The sequence below is a fragment of the Stenotrophomonas sp. YJH_SMC_46 genome, assembly GCF_059370315.1.
The window spans coordinates 107,627-128,596 of sequence record NZ_JCAFTO010000004.1 but is presented as its reverse complement, the minus strand read 5'-3'; the positions used below and the strand labels follow the sequence as shown (position 1 = coordinate 128,596).

At 67.0% G+C, this 20,970-nt stretch carries 19 protein-coding genes; 3 read left to right on the top strand and 16 right to left on the bottom strand.

The genetic code is table 11. The features are described 5' to 3' along the window. Positions 1-124: 124 nt before the first annotated feature. Positions 125-739, top strand: coding sequence for a hypothetical protein (locus tag AC5P8C_RS14255; RefSeq protein ID WP_495218988.1), 615 nt, complete (start codon positions 125-127; stop codon positions 737-739). Between the two features lie 39 nt (positions 740-778). Here AC5P8C_RS14255 and AC5P8C_RS14250 read toward each other — a convergent pair whose 3' ends face one another. The 13 genes from AC5P8C_RS14250 to AC5P8C_RS14190 all read right to left on the bottom strand — a co-directional run bounded on the left by AC5P8C_RS14250 (position 779) and on the right by AC5P8C_RS14190 (position 13,332). Then, complete coding sequence (locus tag AC5P8C_RS14250; RefSeq protein ID WP_495218987.1) at positions 779-1,123, bottom strand: hypothetical protein; 345 nt, start codon at positions 1,121-1,123, stop codon at positions 779-781. Positions 1,124-1,141: 18 nt separating this feature from the next. Then, the gene (locus AC5P8C_RS14245) at positions 1,142-1,912 is read right to left on the bottom strand and encodes a LytR/AlgR family response regulator transcription factor (protein WP_495218986.1); all 771 of its coding nucleotides are present in this window, start codon (positions 1,910-1,912) and stop codon (positions 1,142-1,144) included. Beyond that, entirely contained in the window at positions 1,902-3,161 is a 1,260-nt protein-coding gene (locus tag AC5P8C_RS14240) for a sensor histidine kinase (RefSeq protein WP_495218985.1), read from the bottom strand. The genes AC5P8C_RS14245 and AC5P8C_RS14240 overlap by 11 nt, the downstream gene beginning before the upstream one ends. Before the next feature lie 176 nt (positions 3,162-3,337). Next, positions 3,338-4,987, bottom strand: coding sequence for a M28 family metallopeptidase (locus AC5P8C_RS14235; protein ID WP_495218983.1), 1,650 nt, complete (start codon positions 4,985-4,987; stop codon positions 3,338-3,340). Positions 4,988-5,455: 468 nt separating this feature from the next. Further along, positions 5,456-7,102 (bottom strand): CsgG/HfaB family protein, encoded by a 1,647-nt coding sequence (locus AC5P8C_RS14230; RefSeq protein WP_495218982.1) that lies wholly within the window; start codon positions 7,100-7,102, stop codon positions 5,456-5,458. Between the two features lie 16 nt (positions 7,103-7,118). Further along, positions 7,119-7,796: a hypothetical protein gene (locus tag AC5P8C_RS14225; protein ID WP_019660899.1), complete on the bottom strand. Its 678-nt coding sequence runs from the start codon at positions 7,794-7,796 to the stop codon at positions 7,119-7,121. A 97-nt stretch (positions 7,797-7,893) separates the two neighbouring features. After that, entirely contained in the window at positions 7,894-8,994 is a 1,101-nt protein-coding gene (locus tag AC5P8C_RS14220; protein ID WP_495218980.1) for a hypothetical protein, read from the bottom strand. Beyond that, positions 8,985-10,181 carry a hypothetical protein gene (locus AC5P8C_RS14215; RefSeq protein WP_019660897.1) on the bottom strand — a complete coding sequence of 399 codons (1,197 nt, stop codon included), beginning with the start codon at positions 10,179-10,181 and terminating at the stop codon, positions 8,985-8,987. Before AC5P8C_RS14215 ends, AC5P8C_RS14220 begins: the two co-directional genes overlap by 10 nt. 107 nt (positions 10,182-10,288) lie before the next feature. Next, positions 10,289-11,551, bottom strand: a complete 1,263-nt coding sequence (locus AC5P8C_RS14210; protein WP_010484144.1) for an RNA polymerase sigma factor — start codon at positions 11,549-11,551, stop codon at positions 10,289-10,291. Positions 11,552-11,596: 45 nt separating this feature from the next. After that, positions 11,597-11,953 (bottom strand): DUF1428 domain-containing protein, encoded by a 357-nt coding sequence (locus AC5P8C_RS14205; RefSeq protein ID WP_019660895.1) that lies wholly within the window; start codon positions 11,951-11,953, stop codon positions 11,597-11,599. Between the two features lie 24 nt (positions 11,954-11,977). Beyond that, the gene (locus AC5P8C_RS14200; RefSeq protein WP_043403339.1) at positions 11,978-12,388 is read right to left on the bottom strand and encodes a VOC family protein; all 411 of its coding nucleotides are present in this window, start codon (positions 12,386-12,388) and stop codon (positions 11,978-11,980) included. A 40-nt stretch (positions 12,389-12,428) separates the two neighbouring features. Beyond that, positions 12,429-12,851: a VOC family protein gene (locus AC5P8C_RS14195; RefSeq protein ID WP_005407887.1), complete on the bottom strand. Its 423-nt coding sequence runs from the start codon at positions 12,849-12,851 to the stop codon at positions 12,429-12,431. 67 nt (positions 12,852-12,918) lie between these two features. After that, the gene (locus AC5P8C_RS14190; RefSeq protein ID WP_049480833.1) at positions 12,919-13,332 is read right to left on the bottom strand and encodes a YciI family protein; all 414 of its coding nucleotides are present in this window, start codon (positions 13,330-13,332) and stop codon (positions 12,919-12,921) included. 803 nt (positions 13,333-14,135) lie between these two features. On the opposite strand from AC5P8C_RS14190, the gene AC5P8C_RS14185 reads away from it, so the two are divergent. Next, the gene (locus AC5P8C_RS14185; RefSeq protein WP_495218978.1) at positions 14,136-14,543 is read left to right on the top strand and encodes a YciI family protein; all 408 of its coding nucleotides are present in this window, start codon (positions 14,136-14,138) and stop codon (positions 14,541-14,543) included. Here the strand turns inward: AC5P8C_RS14185 and AC5P8C_RS14180 are convergent. Then, positions 14,521-16,602, bottom strand: coding sequence for an NHL repeat-containing protein (locus tag AC5P8C_RS14180; protein WP_495218977.1), 2,082 nt, complete (start codon positions 16,600-16,602; stop codon positions 14,521-14,523). The two genes, AC5P8C_RS14185 and AC5P8C_RS14180, sit on opposite strands and share 23 nt — an antisense overlap. A gap of 165 nt (positions 16,603-16,767) precedes the next feature. Here AC5P8C_RS14180 and AC5P8C_RS14175 point away from each other — a divergent pair, with 165 nt between their 5' ends. Continuing rightward, positions 16,768-18,288: a tetratricopeptide repeat protein gene (locus tag AC5P8C_RS14175; RefSeq protein WP_495218976.1), complete on the top strand. Its 1,521-nt coding sequence runs from the start codon at positions 16,768-16,770 to the stop codon at positions 18,286-18,288. A 48-nt stretch (positions 18,289-18,336) separates the two neighbouring features. Here the strand turns inward: AC5P8C_RS14175 and AC5P8C_RS14170 are convergent, their stop codons facing one another. Together AC5P8C_RS14170 and cycA are read right to left on the bottom strand one after the other, a co-directional pair. Further along, entirely contained in the window at positions 18,337-19,113 is a 777-nt protein-coding gene (locus AC5P8C_RS14170) for a lytic transglycosylase domain-containing protein (protein WP_495218975.1), read from the bottom strand. A 465-nt stretch (positions 19,114-19,578) separates the two neighbouring features. Then, positions 19,579-20,952 carry a D-serine/D-alanine/glycine transporter gene (gene cycA, locus AC5P8C_RS14165; protein WP_495218974.1) on the bottom strand — a complete coding sequence of 458 codons (1,374 nt, stop codon included), beginning with the start codon at positions 20,950-20,952 and terminating at the stop codon, positions 19,579-19,581. Between the last annotated feature and the right edge of the window lie 18 nt (positions 20,953-20,970).

Genomic DNA, 20,970 nt, shown 5'->3' with positions numbered 1-20,970 from the left:
TCCCACCGGTCAAACCCTTGCGCCGCTTGGCATTGCCCCCATTGCACGGCTCGCTGGAAGTGCTAGAACTGGATCCGCCACACCGTCCAATGCTGATCGACGCACGTTCCACAAGGAGCCAGCCATGATTGCCTTGTTCAAGGGTTTGGGAATTCTGCTTCGCGACAACGAGCTCTACAGCAGCCCGTTCGACAAACAGGTGGCGCACTGGCGCAACCTCAGCGAGCAGCAGATCCGCGATGAAGTGGCTGTGCTGGCCCAGGCCAAGTGCCAGTGGCTGATCGCCTCGATCGTCGGCTGGCAGGCGGCCTCGCTGCTCATCCTGGGCCTGATCGCCAACTACCTGTGGCGCGACGACTTCCATATCACCTTCACCCGCGTGGTAATCGTGTTCGGCTCGTGGGTGTCGATCCTGTTCGTGATCTGGTTCATGGCCAACATGTTCGATCAGCAGGCCGGCTTCGAGCGCTGGATGAAGGCGTTCAACAGCCGCGCCCGCATCAGTTCCAAGGCCGACAGCGTGGAGCACGTGGCCGAGGCGCTGGACCTGGCCGAGCACTACCCGGAAGTGCTGGACTACAAGCAGGCGGTCACCACCAAGCGCGAGCTGCGCCACGAGGACATCCGCATCATGACCGAGATCGGGCGCATGAAGCAGCACTCCGAACTGGTCGGCCGCCTGAACCATGTGGGCGAGAACGAGCACCACCACGACCTGACACTGCAGCCTGCCTACTGACCCTTCAGGGAAGCGGGGGGACCCACACTGCCACCGTGATCACTCACGGTGGCAGTGTTCTATCCGGTCCTGGCTGACGCACTGGTGGAAGCCCTTGGGCAGGTCACGCATCGCCTCGGTCTTCCCCACCGCCACGGCAAACCGGCGCAATGGTGGCGTCGCACACGCGGCGTCGGTACTGCACGCTGGGTCCAGCACCAGGTAGTGGCATTGGCCACTACTGCTGGCGATGCACTGGAACCGTGCCTCGCCGTCGACCACGCTGCCCTTGCTGTAAAGCGTGTCCACGCCGTTGGCACTGGTGCGGGTGATCGAAGTATTGCTGGATTTCTCACAGCCAGCCAACGACAACGCAGCGATGCAGGCAAACAGGAACAGGCGCATGGTGCCTCCAGGATGCGGCTACATGCCGCGGAACAGGCTCATGAACGGCTGGCTGACCACCAGCGTCTCCGTGCGCCCACGCAGGCGCAGCACGCCGCGCCCGGTATCGTCGCGGTTGACCGCCGCCACCGCCTTCATGTTGACGATGGTCGAGCGATGGATCTGGCGGAAATGCTGCGGGTCGAGCACTTCCAGCAGTTCGCGCAGCGGCGTGCGCAACAGGCTCTCGCCGGCAGCGGTCACCACGGTGGTGTACTTGTTGTCGGCACGGAAGTAGGCCACGTCTTCCAGCATGATCAGCTGCGTCTCGCGGCCGTTGCTGGCGGTGATCCAGGCCAATGGCGGGCGCTCTGCCGCACCCTGCGATGGCCCCAGGCGCCGCAGCAGGCGCTCGAGTACGGCATCGTCCTGGCGCGTTGATGGCAGCCGCGACAGGATGCGTTCACGGGTGGCCAGCAGGCGCTCGTCGCTGACCGGCTTCAGCAGGTAATCCATCGCGCCCTGCTCGAACGCGTCGATGGCGTACTGGTCGTAGGCGGTGACGAACACCACCTGGGTGCGCGGGCTCAGCTCGGACAGCGAACGGGCTACTTCAATGCCACTGATGCCGGGCATGCGAATATCGAGGAAGGCGATGTCCGGCTGCTTCTCGGCCAGCTGCTCCAGTGCACTGGCGCCATCCTCGCACTCGGCCACCAGCTTCAGGTCCGGCCACAACCGGCCCAGCTGCTCGACCAGCGACTGCCGCAGCAGTTCCTCGTCTTCGGCAATGAGCGCCTCAAGCGGCATGGCTGCGCTCCTTGCTCGACTGCGGCAGGGTCATGGTTGCGGCCACGCCGCTGGGGAAGTTGGCGACGATCGCCACGCCGGCCTGCTCACCGCAGGTCAGGCGCAGGCGCTCGCGCAGGTTCTTCAGGCCGATGCCGGTACCGCTGGTGCCCTGGCCGAAGCCGAGGCCATCATCGGCCACCGTCACCGTCACATGGTCATCGAAGCCACGCGCCAGGATCCAGATCGTGCCACCGCCGGGCTTGGGTTCCAGGCCATGCTTGATCGCGTTCTCCACCAGCGTCTGCAGCGCCATCGCCGGCAGCTGCACGCCATGCAGCTCGTTCGGCACCTGCACCTCCACCCCCAGCCGTGCGCCCATGCGGATACGCAGGATCTCCAGGTAGGCACGGGTGCGCTCCAGCTCCACGCCCAGCGTGGACAGCGATTCGTCCACCTGTGGCAACGAGCTGCGCAGGTACTGGATCAGGTGGCCCAGCATCTGGTCGGCACGTGCCGGGTCGGTGCGGGTCAGCACCTGCGCGTTGGCCAGCGTGTTGTAGAGGAAGTGCGGTTCCACCTGCGCATGCAGCAGATTCAACCGGGCCACCGACAGTTCCTTTTCCACCTGGGTCTGCTCGGCCGCGGCCTGCTCGTCGCGACGTTGGTCGGCAACACGGCGGCTGATCGCGCGGGTGACCGCTTCGGCGTTCTCGAAGTTGCTGCCCTCATCCAGCGCCAGCAGGTCGGCCCACCAGCCGGCATCCGGTTCAAACAGCAGGGTGACGGTACTGGTGCCCTGCCCCGGCGTGACCGTCGCCAGCACGCTGTTGCGCTTGATCGCCAGCCGAGCCGGCAGATTCCAGCGCGACGGCTGGCGGCCGTTCCAGGCATCCACGCGGCGCACGTAGGCCCGTACCTGCAGGCTGCCGGCCGAACTTTCCACGTCTTCAACGCGCGGCAGTTCGGCGATGGCCGCTTCCACCACCGAGAATGCCTGGCCGGCATCCATCGGCAGTTCCACCTGGCGGCGCTGGCGGCCGGAGAGCGTGGTCGAATCCAGCCGGCCGGCGACCAGCCAGACGCGGCGTACATGGGTAATCGCGCTGCCCAGCGCGGAAATCATCAGGAACATCGCCAGCAGGCCGAAGATCCAGCCCGGGCCATCGTTCATGCCACTGAAGATGCCGCTCCAGACCATGCCGGCGACGAACAGCGCCGCAGCCCAGGCCAGCAGGTGACGAAGCAGGAGAGAGAGGCTGACGAACACGGCGGCGCCTTGGAGGAAGGGGGTGAGCCGAGCATAGGGCGGCCCGCCGGGCAAACAAGCGGGCTGCGACGAAGGGCCGGAATCCGGGGATGGAAGCCGTTACTGAAACGCCGGGCATGGCCCGGCGTTTCCGGGCGGGGGCAATGCCGGCCAGCGGCCGGCACTACCGAACGCCGTTATTTGCGCTGGTCGGCGCTGGCGTCACGCACGGCGCGGAACGACTCGTCCCTGCTCCAGTTCGGCCAGCTGCGCGAATTGGCCAGCTGGTTGCCCAGCGTGTACAGCACTTCCAGGTCGCGGGCGGCACCGGCGAACACCCAGTCCGGCTGCCATTCGTCGCCCTGCTGGTGGTAGCGCTTGGCGGTGTAGTCTTCCGAGGCCTTCTTGCCCGCAGCCACGCCACCGTCCACCCAGTCCTGGCCGGCCGACCACGACAGTGCCGGCACGCCACGCTTGGCGAACGGGAAGTGATCGGAGCGGAAGAACAGGCCCGCTTCCGGCTTCGGGTCCGGCGTGTAGCGGATATCCCAGCCCTTGGCCACGTCCTTCAGCTGGTCCAGCAGCTCGAAGCGCGCGGCGCCGTAGATGCCGAAATCGCGCGACGGACCGAACGGCGCCATGCCATCCATGTTGATCACCGCCACGGTCTTTTCCAGCGGGTACAGCGGATGGGTGGCGTAGTACTCCGAACCCAGCAGGCCCTTTTCCTCGGCGGTGACTGCCAGGAACAGCACTGACCTCTCCGGGCGCTTGGCCTTGGCGAAACCACGGGCCAGCTCGATCAGCGAGGCAGTACCGCTGGCATTGTCCAGCGCACCGTTGAAGATGCGATCACCGCGCGCGTCCGGCTCGCCCACGCCGATGTGGTCCCAGTGCGCGCTGTAGACGATGGTCTCGTCCGGGTGGCGGCTGCCTTCCAGGCGTGCGGCCATGTTGTGCGAGGTGATCACTTCGGTCTTCACCGCGTACTTCGCGTCCAGACTGGCGCCGGTCAGCGGCACCGGGGTGAAGTCGCGCTGCTGCGCCTTCTTCTTCAGCGCTTCGAAGTCCTGCCCGGCCGAGCGGAACAGCTCCACGGCAAGGTCGCGCTGGATCCAGCCTTCCAGCAGCGGGTGGCTTTCCGCCGGGTTGTCGCGCACCACATCGAACATAGTGTTGGTGTTGGAGCCGGCCACGGTGGCCCAGCCGTACGACGCCGGTGCGGTCTCGTGCACGATCAGCACGCCCAGCGCGCCCTGGCGGGCACCTTCTTCGTACTTGTAGGTCCAACGGCCGTAGTAGGTCATGCCCTTGCCGTCGAAGTCGCCCTGGCCGGTCTCGAAGTCCGGATCGTTGATCAGCACGACGGCGATCTTGCCCTTCAGGTCCACGCCCTTGAAGTCGTCCCAGTTGCGCTCCGGGGCCTTCACGCCGTAGCCGAGGAACACCAGCGGCGCCTTGCTGATATCGACGTTGCTGGCGCCGTTCATGGCGGCGCGCACGGCGATCTGCTTGCCCTGCTCCAGCGCAACGGTCTTGCCGCCCTGGTGCAGCGCCAGCTGCGGTGCGCCGACGATGTCGCCCTTGCGCAGCGGCACGGCCTGGGTCCACAGGCGCTTGCCATCCTTGAGGTCACCGCCCGGCTGCAGGCCGGCATCGGCGAACTGCTTGCTGAGGAAGGCGATGGTCTTCTCTTCGCCGGCGGTGGCCGGGGAGCGGCCTTCGTAGGCGTCGGAGGCCAGTTCCTTGACGTCGGCGGAGATCCGCGCGCCGTCGAATTTCGGGGTGGCGGCCATCAGTGCGCTCGACACTGACAGGGCCAGCACGCCCAGTGCTACTCGCTTCATTGCTCTCTCCAGCAGGGAAATCTCTCTGGAGTGTAATGGGATTCGGCAGGGCTGCGCCCTGCACCTGCCGAAGCCAGGGCAGCAGCAACAGCTGGAGCAACAGCAACAGCAGAAGCAGGCATTCGGTGGGATGGCGGGGTGGGTCCGGTTGCGGGGGACGCCGTAAACCCCCAGACCGGCCCAGCCGCTGGCGGCTGTGCGTTCAGGCGCTTGCGAAGCAGTGCTTCGCAAGCAAAGCGCCCTCACCCCTGGGGGCTTGGCCGCGGCATCCATGCCGCGGACACCCCCGCAACCGGACCCACCCCGCCTTCGACACATTTCTGCTGCTGTTGGTGGGCGTCAACCTTGGTCGACACGCCGCTGTTGGTAGGTGTCGACCTTGGTCGACACGGACGGAAACAAGAAGGGGTCAGAGTCCTTTCCCTGCGGGAAAGGGCTCTGACCCCATCTGTGTGTTGCTTGAGCCTGTTACCAGTTCGGGTCTTCGGCCGGGGCCGCCGCGGCCTTGGGCTTCGGCTTGGCGGCCGGGCGTGCGGCAGCTGCGGGAGCGGCCGAGGCGGTCGCGCCTGCGGCGGCCGTTGCCGGCTTGCTGCCCAGCTTCTGGCGCAGTTCGATCTGGCCCGGGCGGAAGCCGCCGCGCATCGCGTCTACGCCGTCTTCGATGGTGCCGTAGGACGTCTGTGCAGCCACGCGATCGATGCGGATGGTGCAGCACGGGTGTTCGCTGCGGCCCAGCGAGCGGCCGGTCTGCGGGTCCTTCAGTTCTTCGCCCAGGCGCACGGCCTGCCAGCGCTGGCCAGCCTGCAGCGTTTCGCCGCCCTGACTCAGTACCACCTGGTCGCCGTCCACCGAGACCACCGACACCGGGAACAGCGTGGTGACGATGGTGGTGCCGATCTGGCCGGACAGCGACTCCATCATCGCCGCCGCCATGTTGCGACCGTTGACCACGCGCGGCAGGGTGCTGGGGCCGGTCGAGGCCAGCTGGTGGTCGAAGCTGTCGGACATCACCACCTGGCCGGTGGTGGCGTTGATCAGGCGCAGCGTGATGCGCCCGCCACCGGAGTACGAGGTCACCTGGCGGTCGGACATGCGCAGGTTGCGCACGCTGCGCGGGTACTCGAAACGCTCGATGGTCGGGATCAGGATCAGGTCGGTCGCCAGCTGCTGGCCCACGCGTGCGGTGTCCTGCAGGCGCACGTTGCCGCTGTTGATGTGGTCGATCTCGGCCTGCAGCTCGTCACCAAACTCGCGGTCCAGCACGATGAAGCGCTGGGTCTGGGTCAGCGTGTCGGACAGGCGTGCGCGGATCGCGTCGGCCACTTCGTCCGCGTCCACGCGGCCGTCGCCCACGGCGTAGCTGCCGGCCTTGGTGCGCGGCAGTGCAACCACGATCTTCGGCTTGCCCTGCTCGTCCGGTGCACGGTACTGGGCGATCTGTGCGCGCACGCGCACCTTCCAGTAGCTGCGCATGCTGCGATGGGTCACATCGGAATCGTAGGAGCTGGCGCCACGCTTGGCATCAACACTCACCTTCTCGTCGTAGCTTTGCTTGACACTGGCCGAGGCCGAACCGCCCTTGGCCGAGGCTTCGCCGGACGCACTGGCCGACGCCGAGCCCTTGAAGCTCCAGCCTTCGTCGCTGGCGCGCACACGGGCGATCGTCTCCTCGTCCAGCTGCCGCACTTCGTCCTGCGACAGGATTTCATAGCCCAGCACCGCGCCCTGCGAGCCGGCGATCATCTGCTGGGTGAACGCGTCGGCGCGGATATCGCCGACGTGTTCGTCATCCACATCCACATGCAGGCCTGCACGCAGGCTCTGCATCTGGCTGGCCACGCGTACGCCGTTGACCTGCGCCACCGCCGACTGCAATGCCGCCAGCACCGCCAGTTCCGGGGTGCTGCCGATGCCGTCGGCTTCGCGCGCGACCTGGGTGGTGCCGCCGAAATCCGGCGTGCCACGCAGGGGCGCTGCTTCCACGGGCGCATTGCTGGCCAGTGCACTGGTTGCCTTGTCCTTGGCGGGCGCGGCGGCCGGGGTGTCCTGCTTGCCACAGGCTGCAAGCAGCGTGGCAGCCAGGCCCAGGCCGATCAAACGGTAGGTCATACGCATGGAGATTCGCCTCGGATCAGAGCTTGTCGAGCATCGAATCGGCGTTGGACGGCACCTTCACCTTGCTCTTCCTGGCGAAGGTCACGGCCGACTTGGTCGAGCCGTACAGGCCCTGGATGAAGCCCGGCGATTCCTTGGCCACCCATGCACCTGCCGCCAGCTTGCGGCCGACGGTGGCCAGCTGGGTCGCGCCCAGGTTCTTCATGCCGGCGGTGAAGTTGCTGGCTTCGCCGCCCAGCTTCTGTGCTTCGGCCGCCGAGGACAGCAGCGAGACCAGGCCTTCGGCGTAGTGCTGCTTGGATTCAGCGTTCAGTTCCGGCTGTGCGGCCTGGCGCTCGTTGATCGCCGCCTGCGCCGCTTCGCTGACCGACACCGACTTCTTCATCGCATCGACGCTGACCGAACCCGACGACAGCGCCTGGCGCTCGGCTTCCAGCAGCTGCACCTGCTCGGCCAGGCCGAAGGCGCGGGCGAACGAGGTCTGGGCCTGCAGCGAGTGCGACTGCGAGGTAACGAAACGACGCACCAGCGCTTCCTGCGCGGCTTCGTCCGGAGCGGCGGCGCTGGAGGCGCTGCTGCTGGAGGTGCCGGTGGCGGCACCGGCCAGGTCCTTCAGCTTGCCCAGGCCAGCGTGGGCCGGCATCGACAGGGTGGCGGCAGCGATGGCCACGACAAGAGCGGTATTGCGGATCATATGAGTGTCCTTTGGGAGAGACGGCCGCGAAGCGGCACGTGGGAATCGGTAATCCAGGGTGATGCCGAGCGGGCTCGGCACCCACCGGGGTGGCGGATCAGCGGACCGCCTTGACGTTCAGTTCGTTGATCATCTGCTGGGCAGCCTTTTCAGCCGCCAGCTGCAGCGCATTGGTACGGGCGACGGTTTCGTTCGGACCGGTACCGGAGAACTGCACCGGGCCCACCGACGACACGGTGCGCGGGAAACGACCGGTCACGTCCAGCACCTTGCCGGTGACCGTGACGAACACGCGGGTGTTGCCGCTGGCCGAATCGCGGTCGCGCATGCCGACGTCGAGGGTGCCGACGGCGATGTACGGAATGTTGGCCGCACGAATGCCGTTGGCGGTATCACGCAGGGTGGCCGGAGCCAGGTCGTTGCCGGTGCTGAAGTCCTTGCGGATGCGCTCGATGCTGAGCAGGCCGCGCGACTCGCCTTCCACGTATTCGGCTTCGACCACTTCGTAGCCGGCGGCGCTGAAGGCGCCGGTCATCGCGGTGTTCACTTCGGCCGCGTTGGCCACCTTCCAGCTGATGTTGTCGCTGCGCTGGGTGGTGCTGCCACCGCTGGTGACCGACATCGAACCGTTCTGGTTGATGCTGCCGTTGGTGCTGACCGAGTTGCCGCGGAAGCTGTCGCCCTCGCGGGTGTTCTCGTTGTAGCTGCTGCTGGCGTCGACGCGGCGGTATTCCTTGTCCTGGAACGACTGCACGGTGTCCTGCGAGCGCGCCATGAACAGGAAGGTCAGCAGCGAACGCTGGGCGGCGGTGGCACCGGCCACGGCCGAACCTGCATCCAGCTTGGTCTGCAGCAGGGTGGTGTTGATCTCGGCGCGGACGGTGACGGTGTAGGTCTTGGCCTTCTTGTCTTCGGTGTCCGACAGCTGCACGGCACTGAGCACGTAGCGGTCGATCTCGCCGATGAACTCGGCGCGGCGCGCTTCGAACAGGCGCAGCTTGGCCGCACCGGTTTCGGCGATGTACGCCTCCAGTGCATTGACCTTGGCCTTGTTCAGGGCCTGGGCACGGGTGTCGGCACTCAGGCGCAGGCCGTAGCTGGCCGAACCAGTACCGCGCGAACTGGCGGTCTGCGCAGCGACCGGCGAGGCCACCACCAGGGCGATGAGGATGAGCAGGATGGTACGCATCAACGACATGACTTGATCAACTCCTGGAGGGCTTGGGTCTGCTGCTGCAACGGGCGGCCGCCCGGCTTCTGTTCGTCCAGCCAGCCGCGCGAATCGGCGCGCTTGGCGGCGGCGCCGGCGAAGGCATCGAGGCCCGCCAGCAGGGTTTCGTAGCTGGCCGACCACTGGTCGACCTGCCACTGCGTGACCGGCACCACCTTGGTGGCCCCCTTGCGCAGCGGCTGTTCGAAATAGACCTTGCCGGAGAACGGCTCGGTCACCTTGGCGGTGAAGAACGCGCCGAACAGCATCGTCTTCATCGCCGGGGTTTCTTCGATCACGCCGTTCTTCAACGCATCCACCTGCAGGTTGATGACGTAGTCCGGCTCGGGAATCTTCAGCTGGTAGACCTTGCCGTCGGCAAAGCGCGCCGCCATCGCACCACCGATCGCCTGGCCCGAGGCCGGCGGCAGCAGGCCGACGCCGGTATTGGACGACAGCGTCTTGGACAGTTCGTGGGCCAGCGTGGCACGCAGCGGGGCGTCCCACTTCGGGTCGGGCAGCTTGGCGCGGACCGCGTCGGACAGGGTTACGCCACCGACCTGCAGGCGACGCACGGCGGCATCGGGCAGCTTGGCCTGGGCGAGGCTGGCGGCCAGCACCTGCGACAGGCTGGTATCGGCACTGCCGTACAGGAGATCGGCAACGATCGCGTCGATATCGTCGTTGTCCGGCCGGTAATCCTGCACATCGATGCGCTGCAGGGTCAGCGGATAGGACGCGATCACCTGGCGCTCGCGGAAGTCGAAGAACAGCGCCTGCAGCGCCACTTCCACCAGCACCTTGTACTGGTCACCGATCGGCTCGACCGAGACCAGTTCGCGGTCCAGTGCCGCGGCCAGCACGGTCGCGCTGGTCGTGCCGTCGAGCATCGCCACCGGCTGGTCAATCAGCTGCAGGTGGGCCGGGGCGCGGCGCTTGAGCGACTGTGCCAGCGCCTGGTTCAACGGAATCAGGCCGCGCTGTTCCAGCACCGCATGCGCATGCGGCGTGGTCGCCTGCACGGCGGCGGCATCAGCGGTGTAGGCAAAACCGGCCCAATAGGCCTGCTGTGATTTGTCTGCCGCCTGCACGGCCATCGGCCATACGGCCAGGCACAGGGCACAGGCAAGCAGGCGCGCAAAAGCGCGCGATGCGCTCTTCGTCCTTGAATACATCCAACCGCTCCTCGGTCAATACGCATGGAAAGTGGACGCTGACGCGTCCGCTGGGCGCGAAACATAACGGCTCGCGGGGCTGCCGACAAGTGCTGCCTTCGTCGGGGTCACTCCGCGGGAGGCAGACCAGCCCGTTGCCGCAGCAGGCCGCGCTCTGCCTGGTTCTGGCTGAGTCTGGCGGCTTCCGCAAAAGCGTGACGTGCGTCCAAGTCGCGTCCCAACGCCTGTAGTAGTTCCCCGTGCACCACCTGCAGCGGCGCGTACTCGCGCAGTCGCGCGTCCACCAGCAACGGCTGCAGCTGCGCCCAGGCCGCGAAGGCACCGTCGCTGCGCAGTATCGCCACCACGCGGTTCAATGCGACAACTGGCGAGGGCTGCACCTGCAACAGCTGCGTATAGAGCGTTGCGATGCGCGGCCAGTCGGTATCTTCGGGACGCCGCGCCGCCGCATGGCACGCTGCGATGCGCGCCTGCAGCACATAGGGATCGTCGCCGCCACCGGCGGCCAGCGCGCGCGCCAGCACCTGCTGCCCGCGTTCAATCTGCAGCCAGTCCCAGCGCGCGCGGTTCTGTTGGTCCAGCAGCACCGGCACGCCCTGTGCATCGGTCCGTGCTGCGGCACGCGAGGCCTGCAGCTCCATCAGCGCCAGCAGGCCCAGCACCGGCGGCACCGGCAGCCGGTGCGCCAGAATGCGCGCGAGTCGCAGTGCCTCGTCGCACAGCGCCGGACGCATCCAGTCGTCACCGGCACTGGCCGCATAGCCTTCGTTGAAGACCAGGTAGATCGCCTCCAGCACTGAAGCCAGCCGCTCGGGCATCGCCTCCGCGCGCGGCACTTCATAGGGCACCTGCTTCTGCGCCAGGGTGCGTTTGGCGCGCACGATGCGTTGGGCGATGGTCGGCTCGGGCTGCAGGAAGGCGCGGGCGATCTCGGTCGTGGTCAGGCCACCGAGCAGGCGCAGGGTCAGTGCCACCCGCGCATCGGCCGGCAACACCGGGTGGCAGGCCACGAACATCAGGCGCAGCAGGTCGTCCCCCAGGTCATCTTCCAGCGCCTGGCTGTCATCCGGCGCTGGCAGGGGTGCCGGATGCAGTTCCTCACCCCATTGCGCATGCTGCTGCGCCACGCGCTGGTGCTGGCGCAGCACATCGATGGCACGGTTGCGCGCAGTGGTCATCAGCCAGGCTCCGGGATTGTCCGGGATGCCCTGCTCCGGCCAGCGCTCCAGCGCGGCCAGCCAGGTGTCCTGGGCCAGCTCCTCGGCACGGCCGACATCGCCCCCGAGCAGCCGCGCCAGGCGCGCGATCAACACCGGCGACTCCATCCGCCAGAGGGTTTCCAGACGCTGCGTCAGTGCGGGATCGAGCATGCGCCGATCACAGCACGCACGCCCGGCCCGCACAAGCGCCATGGCTCACGCTTCGACGATGGGCTTGAAGCCGCCCCAGAACATGCGCTTGGTATCGAACGGCATGTCCTTCGGGCCCAGCGACGCCAGCCGCGGGTCGGCCATCACTCTGGCGTTGATGCGGTCGCGTGCCGCACGCGAGCGGAACACCACGAAGGCGACGATCACCGTTTCACCGGGCCTGGCTTTCACCGCGCGCGGGAATGACGTGCTTTTGCCCGGTTCCACGTCGTCGGCCACGCACTCCATGTACTGCAGCGCGCCATGGTCCTTCCACACCGCGCCGGCCTTGCGGGCAAGGCGGCGGTAGGCCGCCACCTTGTCCTGCGGGCACGGCAGCACGTAAGCATCCACGTAAGCCATGAGGGTTCTCCCTTGCGGCGGCCGTCAGCCCGGCTCGCCGTCCATGTGTGCGATTTCCCAGAGATGGCCATCCAGGTCCTGGAAGGCACGCTGGTACATGAAGCCCAGGTCGCGCGCCGGCTGCGGCTCGCTGGCGCCGGCGGCCAGTGCCTTGTCCACCAGCACATCAACGGCCTCGCGACTGGGCGCCGAGAGCGCATTGATCACTTCCGTGTGGGTGCGCGCATCGGCAATCGGCTTGTTGGTGAACTGCTGGAAAAAAGGTTGGGTCAGCAGCATCACGTAGATGCTCTCGCTGATGACCATGCCAGCCGCATCGTCATTGGTATAGGTTGGATTGAAGCTGTAGCCCAGCGCGGTGAAGAACGCCTTGGACTTCTCCAGATCCTGCACGGGCAGGTTGACGAAGATCATCTGCGGTTGTGGTGCACTCATTGGTAACGCTCCTTGTGGATGAAGAGGAAAGAGGGAGGGATCAGGGCTGCTTCATGCAATTGACCATCCACGGCTTGCCGTAGCGATCAATCAGCATGCCCCAGCGGTGCGCCCAGAACGTTTCGGCGATCGGCATCTGCACCTGGCCACCTTCGGCCAGCGCCGCGAACACGCGTTCGGCTTCTTCGATGCTGTCGACATCGACATTGATGGTGGTCGAGCCGCCCTCGCCACCGCCGGGGCCATCGGCCGCCATCACGATGGCGCTGCCGATTTCCAGCTGGCTGTGCGCGACGTGGTCGAGGGTTTCCGGCGGCATCTCGTTGCAGCCTGGCGAGCCATCGGAGGGCGGCATGTCGCGGTACTTCATTTCCGACGTGACCTGGCCACCGAGTGCCTTGGCGTAGAACGCCATCGCCTCATGGGCCTGGCCGCTGAAGCCGAGGAAGGGAATCAGTTTCATGGCAATACTCCGTTGTGCGGTTCAGGGCAGTAGTGCCGGGTCCTGCCCGGCAGGGAGATGAATCGGGTCAACCTTCCAGCTGTGCACGCAGACGCTGTTCCTGCTGCTGTAATTCGGGGGTGAAGGCTTCACCAAAGTCTTCTGCGGAGATCAGGGGACGCAGTTCCAGCGTGCCGCCACTGCCGAACGGCGCACGGCTGGCCCACTCGACGGCCTCGTCCAGCGACCGCACGTCCCACAGCCAGAAGCCGGCGATCTGTTCGCTGGCAGGACCGAACGGACCGGCCTCGACCTTGGGTGTGCCGCTGCCGAAGTGAATGCGTCTGCCGCGCTGGGTGGCGTGCAGGCCTTCACCGGCCAGCATGATGCCGGCGGCCACGAGTTGTTCGTTGAAGGCGCCCATTTCGGACAATTCCTGTTCGCTGGGCATGCGGCCGGCTTCGGAGTCGGCGTTGGCCTTCACGATCACCATCACTTTCATTGCGGTCTCCCGTGGGGACGCGTGGTGCGTGCCCTTCACTGGGTACAACGAACCAGGGGCCTGGGAATCGACACGTCTGTTGGAAATTTTTTTCTTGCGCGGAAAGCGCGCCTTCGGCGAGGGTCGGCGAACGGCGGAGCCCCTCCGTGGTGGGTCGGGTTGGTCGCTGAAAGCTGGGTTCATGGGCTTGGCCGGGTGGGTAGACGGGTCGGGGGACGCCGTAAACCCGTCCCTGGGGGCTTGACCGCGGCTTGCTCGTGTGCGCTGTCCTGCGCACACGGCAAGACCGGGGTTGGGCATCGTGCCCAACCCGCCCGAGGCTTGCCTCGGGCCCATGCCGCGGACACCCCCGCCCCGCCTACCCACCCGGCCTTTGACAGTTTCCTGTCACCGTCGCACACCACGGGAAGATCAAGAGAAAAGGCAGAAGCAAAGGCAACAGCAACGGCGGTTGGCTGGCGGCCTCGGCTTTGCGAGCGAAGCGACCCGCTTTTGCTCTTGCTTGTGATTTCCCGTGGTGGATCGGCAACCGGAATCTGTCTGGGGCCGGGCGGGTGGGGTTGGCGGGGTATCCGCGCCATGGATGGCGCGGCTAAGCCTCCAGGGATGGATTCACGGCGTCCCCGCCAATCCCACCCGCCCGGCCCACCCGCAGGAAGCCAGCTTTCAGCGACCAACCCAACCCACCACGGAGGGGCTCCGCCGTTCGCCGATCCCCGCCGAAGGCGCGCCTCCCGCGCTGCAACATGCCCACGCGCAGACCTGCGCCATCATGGGCACCCCGCCCCCGCCAGGACCGCGCCATGCAGCAGTACCTGCTTCTGATCTACATCGAGCCTGCCCTGCTGCAGGCCCTGCCCATCGAAGAATTCAACGCGCTGATGCGCGACTGCCTGGCCCATGCCGACAAGCTGCAGGCCGAAGGCACGCTGCTGGCCGCGCGGAAGCTGCAGCCGGTCGACACCGCGCAGACCCTGCGCGTGCGTGATGGCCACAGCCGCGTACTGGATGGCCCGTTCGCCGAAACCCGTGAACTGCTGGCCGGCTTCAACCTGATCGTCGCCCGCGACCGCGACGAAGCCATGCGCATCGCCCGCGACTTCCCTTGGGCACGCTTCGGCAGCATCGAAGTGCGGCCGCTGGAAGACATGGACGCCGAGCGCGAACGCTGCGGCGCCCCGGCTGCCGCTATGGCAGCAGCCGTACCCTGACCTCGCGCAGGCCGATGCCGTCGTTGCCGCTGTAGTCGCGCACGCTGGCGCGTACGATGTACTCACCCGTTGGCAGCGCCGATGGCTGCCAACGCCCGGTTTCCATCAGGCCGTCACGCACGGTGTTGGTGGCCAGATAACGGAAACGGGTCACCGCGCTGCCATGCACGGTGATCCCACTGTCGGGGGCGTAGGCCACGCGCACCGCTTCCTTCTGCGGCGGCATGCGGTTGAACACGATGTTCCAGCGCGGCTGCTCGTAACCCTGCAGCGGCTGCCCAGCCGCATCGAGGATCTGGTAGCCCACCTGGTACATGCCCAGGCGTCGACGCGGCAGGTTGTTGTCGACCTGGTCCCAGGCCTCGATCACGATCTGCACGCCACGCCCCTGCCGCGCCACCATCACCACGCCGTCGCTGCCGGCGGCCATGGGCTGGTCGGTGTCGTCCAGCAGCGCCACATCGGTGATGCGCGGTGCGAAGTGGTCGGCGTAGTTCTGGAAGCCCAGCGCCACGGCATTGGTCTCGAAGCCACCAGTACCCACGGCCAGGTGCACATGCGCCTGGTTGTTGATGCTGCCCAGGCGATCGCCGACGTGGATGCGCATGCCGCGCCGCACGCGCATCCGCTCCAGCTTGCCCTGCTCGTCGTACAGCGCCTGCCAGCGCGCATCGAACGGTTCATTGCGTGGGGTGCGGCCCACCCGCATGTGGATGTACTTGAGGCGATCCACGGCCAGGCCCTCGGCCTGCTCGCCCAGGCTCCAGGCCGCCATCGGGCTGCTGATCTTGCCATCGGCGATCGCCAGCACGGTCTGGCCCACATCACCGCGCACGTCGAAGCCCCCATGCAGGTGATGGCGGCTCTCGCCGCTGAAGTTGCCGCGCACCTCTCCCAGCGTGCCGACCACTTCGTGCCAACCGTCCTGCGGCGCCAGCGGCCACCGGCCGCCCGTCTTCGGCAGCGCCGCGTCGGCGGCCGGGCCGACCAGTGCCGGCGCAGGCAGTTCGCCCACCGGCAGCGGCCGCAGACGATGCAGACGGTAGCCTGCGGCGTCGGCCACCAGCACGTTGCCGTCGGCGTCCATCGCCAAGCCACTGGGGCGGGCCAGGCGTGGCAGTCGACCGTTGCCGACCAGCGCGATCTGGTGGCCCTGCGGCGTCACCTGCACGATGCGGCCATCCATATCGCCCACGTACAGCACGCCATCGTGGGTGGTGGCCAGCGACAGCGGCCCATTGATCACGCCACCGGCGGCGACCACGGTGCTGACCGTGCCATCAGCGCCTATGCGGCGTACCGCGTTGTTGAACAGATCGGCCACCAGCAGCGCGCCCTGCGCATCGAAGGCCAGTGCCACCGGCGTATCGAAGCGCGCCGCAGCGCCCACGCCATCGGCCATTCCCGGGCGCTCACCGCCGGCAAGGGTGCGCACGTTGCCATCAGTACCGATCACCCGGATGCGGTCGTTGTAGGTATCGGCCACGTAGACCTGGCCCTGCGCGTCCACCGCGATGCCCATCGGCGCATCGAAGCGTGCCTGCGCGGCAGGTCCATCAACGTGGCCCTGTTCGCCACCCGCCAGCGTGGTCACCTGGCCATCGGTGCCGATACGGCGGATCGCATGGTTGCCGGTGTCGGCCACATACAGGTTGCCCTGCGCGTCGGCGGCAATGCCCGAGGGCGTATTGAAACTGGCCTGCAGTGCCGGGCCTTCAACGCGCCCCTCGCCCTGCCCGGCCACCGTTTCGACGCGGCCATCGGGCAGGCGGCGACGGATCCGGTTGTTATCACCGGCATCAGTGAAATAGACACTGCCATCGGCACTGCGCAGCAACGCATAGGGATCGGCGAAGCGTGCCTGCGCGGACGCGCCGTCGCGGTCACCGGGGTGGCCATCGCCGGCCAGCGGCTCGATCTGTGCGGTCCACGCCAGTGGCGTTGGAGCCGGGCCCGCCGGTTCAGCCAACGTGTGCAGCGGTGTCTCCCACCAGGTCGCGGCCAGTGCCACTGCCGTTGCCAACGCCACACCTGCCGCCATCCATTGCCACCGTGCCATCGCGCTGCGCTGCCTGCCTGCTGCCTGAAGAGGCACCGACAATAGACGCTGGGCACCGCATGCGCCAAGGCCAATCGTACTGCCGGATACCAGAGTTCCATGCACCACGCTTGTTCTCACCAGCCCCAGCAGGTTCAATGCGGTTCCCACGGATGGAGATCCTCCATGCCCCGCATCCTCCCCCTTGCTGCCCTGCTGGCCGCCGCATTGGCCAGCACATCCGCCACCGCTTCGATCACGGTGGCGCCGCAGAAGCCGTCAATCACCGCCGATGTGATGCACATGGCCTATGCCACGCGCTGGGATGAGGCCATCCAGCAGTCACGCAGTGGCAACACGCTGGGCGCGCTGATCGCGATGGAACGGCTGATGGAAGATCCGATGCTGGATGACTTCGATGCCGAACATCGCGGCCGCGCCGCGCAGGTGGCCGGCTGGACCGCGATGGTGCAGAAGAAGCCCGACCAGGCCCGCCGCTACCTGCAGCGCGCTCAGGAAGCACTGCCGGACGATGCGCAGATCCTGCTGACCCTGGTCTCGGTGGAACTGTCCGAGAACCAACCAGCGCCCGCCACGAAGCACCTGGTGCAGGCACTGAAGCATGCCGACGCGCCGTTGCCGGTGGACCACCACGCGATCAACTACCTGCAGTTCCGCCTGCGGGACCAGCCCCAGCAGCGCATGGAACTGCTGCAGGCGCTGTTTGACAACGGCTGGAAGAGCGGCGGCCTGGAACCCACCGGACTGTGGCTGGCACTGGCAACACTGCAGGCCGACAATGGCCGGGGCGACGACATCCCGGCCACGTTGGCGCGCATCACCGGCCCCGCCGAGATCATCCGCCTGCGCAGTGACAAGCGGTTTGATCGCTATGTCGACCGCGACGATGCCCGCTTCGACCCAGTGCAGGCTGCACAGAAGCACCTCGACGAACTGCGGGTTTCCGGCCTGCTCGACCGGGCGCTGGACGCACGCATGGCCGAGTTCAGCAGCACGCTGCTGATGCTGGACCGCAACGAGGAAGTGCTTGCGCTGACCGATGGCATGGCCGGTGTGGCGGCCGAAGGTGAGTCGCCCTCGGCGACGGAAGCCGAATGGGTGGCGTGGCTGCTCAACAGCCGGCTTATGGCGCTGCGCCGGTTGGGCCGTAACGATGATGCGCTGGCCACAGCCAGGCTGGCCGCACGCATCGGTGCGCTGGGCCCGGATGGTGCCGAGCACCAGTTCAACGTCGGCTTCTTGCTCAGTTCGCTGGGCCGCATGCAGGACGCTGCTGTCGCGGTGAATGACATGCCGGGCCTGGCCGGTTACGGCAAGGCGGCCCAGGCACTGCTGCAGTTCGTTGCCGCCCGTGAACGTGGCGATGCCAAGACCGAACAGGCCGCGCGCGCAGCCATCCTGGCCCAGGGCGATGACGCGCGCCTGTTCCAGCGCGAGATGCTGCTGGAGGAAGGCAATCTGGACGCGGCCGCTGCGGTGCTGATCGAACAGCTGCGCTCACCGGTTGAGCGCGGCGAGGCACTGGCCTCCCTGCAGGACATGCGCACCTATCCGTCGCTGCCCGGCGACGTGAAGATCGATGCCGCGTGGCGTGCACTCAAGCAGCGTGCCGACGTGCAGGCCGAGGTGGCACGCGTCGGCCGCATCGAGCGCTACGACCTGGTCAGCACGTCCACCTCGCGCTGAGCCGATTTCCTGTGGAGCCGAGCGTGGGCTCGGCACTACACCTCCCGCCTAGCGGGCTGGCACTTCGGTGCGGATGCCCATCGCTTCGCGGTAGCGCGCGTACAGCGCCATCACCTTGTCCACATAGGCCAGGGTTTCGGCGTAGGGCGGCACGCCCTTGTAGCGGGTGACTGCACCGATGCCCGCGTTGTAGGCAGCCGCCGCCAACGGGCGATCGCCGTTGTAACGGCGCAGCAGCGCGCGCATGTAGCGCGCGCCGCCCTCGATCGACTGCTGCGGCGAAAACGGATCGCGCACGCCATATTCCTGTGCGGTCTCCGGCATCAACTGCATCACGCCCTGTGCGCCCTTGCTGGACACCGCCAGCGGATCGAAATTGCTTTCGGCATGGGCGATTGCGCGCAGCCAGGCATCGTCGACGCCCGTGGCCTTGGCCGCGGCCTTGAACTGCCTGGCGTGCTGCGCCAGCTGCGGCTTGCCCACCTTGCCCAGGCCTTCGTGGGCAGGCTCGCCCGGCGGCGTGGCCACGGTGAACTTCAGGAATACCCGCGAGCCGGGCAGGTTGCGGGTGGAGTAGACAAGCACGCCATCCTGCTCGCGCTCGTACAGTACGCCGCTGAACACGCCCATGTTGCCCCACAGGTTCGGGGTCTGGATGGCGTTGTCGTCGATTTCCTTCGGGCTACAGCGCGAACCCGGTTCCGGCGCGGTGGCCAGGCTGACGGTGTTGCCCTGCACGCAGCGGTAGACGGTGCGCGCGGCAGCCAGCCCGGGCCACAGGCTGGGCAGCAGCAACAGCGCTAGCAGGAGAGGGCGACGGGACATGGCGGCCGGATCATCCGGCCGCGCCCGCTAATGTTGGGTGAATGGGGGCCGGCAGGGCTGCGCCCTGCACCTGCAGAGGCCAGATCAAGAGCAACAGCAGTTGAAGGATGGCGGGGTGGGTCCGGCTGTGGGGGACGCTGCAAGTCCCCCTCCGGGGCCCGGCCCAGCCGCTGGCGGCTGTGCGTTCGGGCGCTTGCGAAGCGGTGCTTCGCAAGCAAAGCGCCCTCACCCATGTAAGCTCGGTCGCCGCTTGCTCGTGTGCGCAATCCTGCGCACACGGCAAGACCGGGGTTGGGCGTCCTGCCCAACCCGCCCGAGGCATGCCTCGGGCTCATGCGGCTCACGCCCCCACAACCGGACCCACCCCGCCTTCGACAGTTCCCAGCAGCGGGCGGTAGATCCACGCCATGCGTGGATGAAGCTCTCTGGAGACGATGGGTCAATGGATGGAACGAAGACGTTGGATCACTTCGCGGTCTTCCGACGCACCCAATACCCCACGCCCAGCAGCACGAACCACACCGGGCTGGCGATCAATGCCTGGCGGGTGTCGGGCTGCAGGCTCAGCAGCACCAGCACGGCGGCGAAGAACACCAGGCAGGCCCAGCACATGGCAACCCCGCCGGGCATCTTGAAGATCGACGCAGCGTGGCGTTCCGGGTAGCAGCGGCGATAGGCCATGTAGGCCACCAGGATCAGCGACCACACGAAGATGAACAGCACCGTCGCCAGCGTCGTGACCAGGGTGAAGGCGGTCACCAGGTTCGGAATCAGGTAGATCAGCAGCGTGCCACCGAGCAGGCACAGGCACGAGAACAACAGGCCACGGGCCGGCACGGCGGCGCGTGACAGTTTCGACAACCCGCGCGGGGCGTGGCCCTCTTCGGCCAGGCCGTACAGCATGCGGCTGGTGGAGAAGATGCCGCTGTTGGCCGAGGACGTGGCAGAGGTCAGCACCACGAAGTTGATCAGGCTGGCCGCGGCCGGAATACCGGCCAGCACGAACAACTGCACGAACGGGCTCTTGTCCGGCACCACCTGGCGCCACGGGGTGACGGCCATGATCGCAATCAGCGCCAGCACGTAGAAGATGATGATGCGTACCGGAATCGAGTTGATCGCCTTGGGCAGGTTGCGCTCGGGATCGGCGGTCTCGGCGGCGGTGGTGCCGACCAGCTCGATGCCGACGAAGGCGAACACCGCAATCTGGAAACCGGCGAAGAAGCCGACCAGGCCCATCGGGAACAGGCCGCCGTCATTCCACAGGTTCGACAGCGACGCGGTGTGGCCACTGGGCGAGGTGAAGCCCCAGGCCACCAGCCCGGCACCGGTGATGATCAGCGCGCAGATCGCCACGATCTTGATCAGCGCAAACCAGAACTCCATCTCGCCGAACAGCTTCACGGTCACCAGGTTCAGTGCCAGCAACAGCAGCACGCAGGCCAGCGCCGGTATCCACGCATCCAGCCCGGGGAACCAGAACTGCGCATAGGCGGCAATGGCGATCACATCGGCGATGGCGGTCACGATCCAGCAGAACCAGTATGTCCATCCACAGAAGAACCCGGCCCATGGGCCGAGCAGATCCGTGGAGAAATCGATGAAGGACTTGTACTGCAGATTCGACAGCAGCAGCTCGCCCATCGCGCGCATCACGAAGAACAGCATCGCGCCGATGATCAGGTAGACGAAGACGATGGAGGGTCCGGCCAGGCTGATGGTCTTGCCCGAGCCCATGAACAGGCCGGTGCCGATGGCACCGCCGATGGCGATCAGTTGCAGGTGGCGGTTGGAAAGGCTGCGGCGCAGGTGCTCGGGGGGCGTTGCGGGCTCGGTCATGGGCGCGGGCAAGAGGGC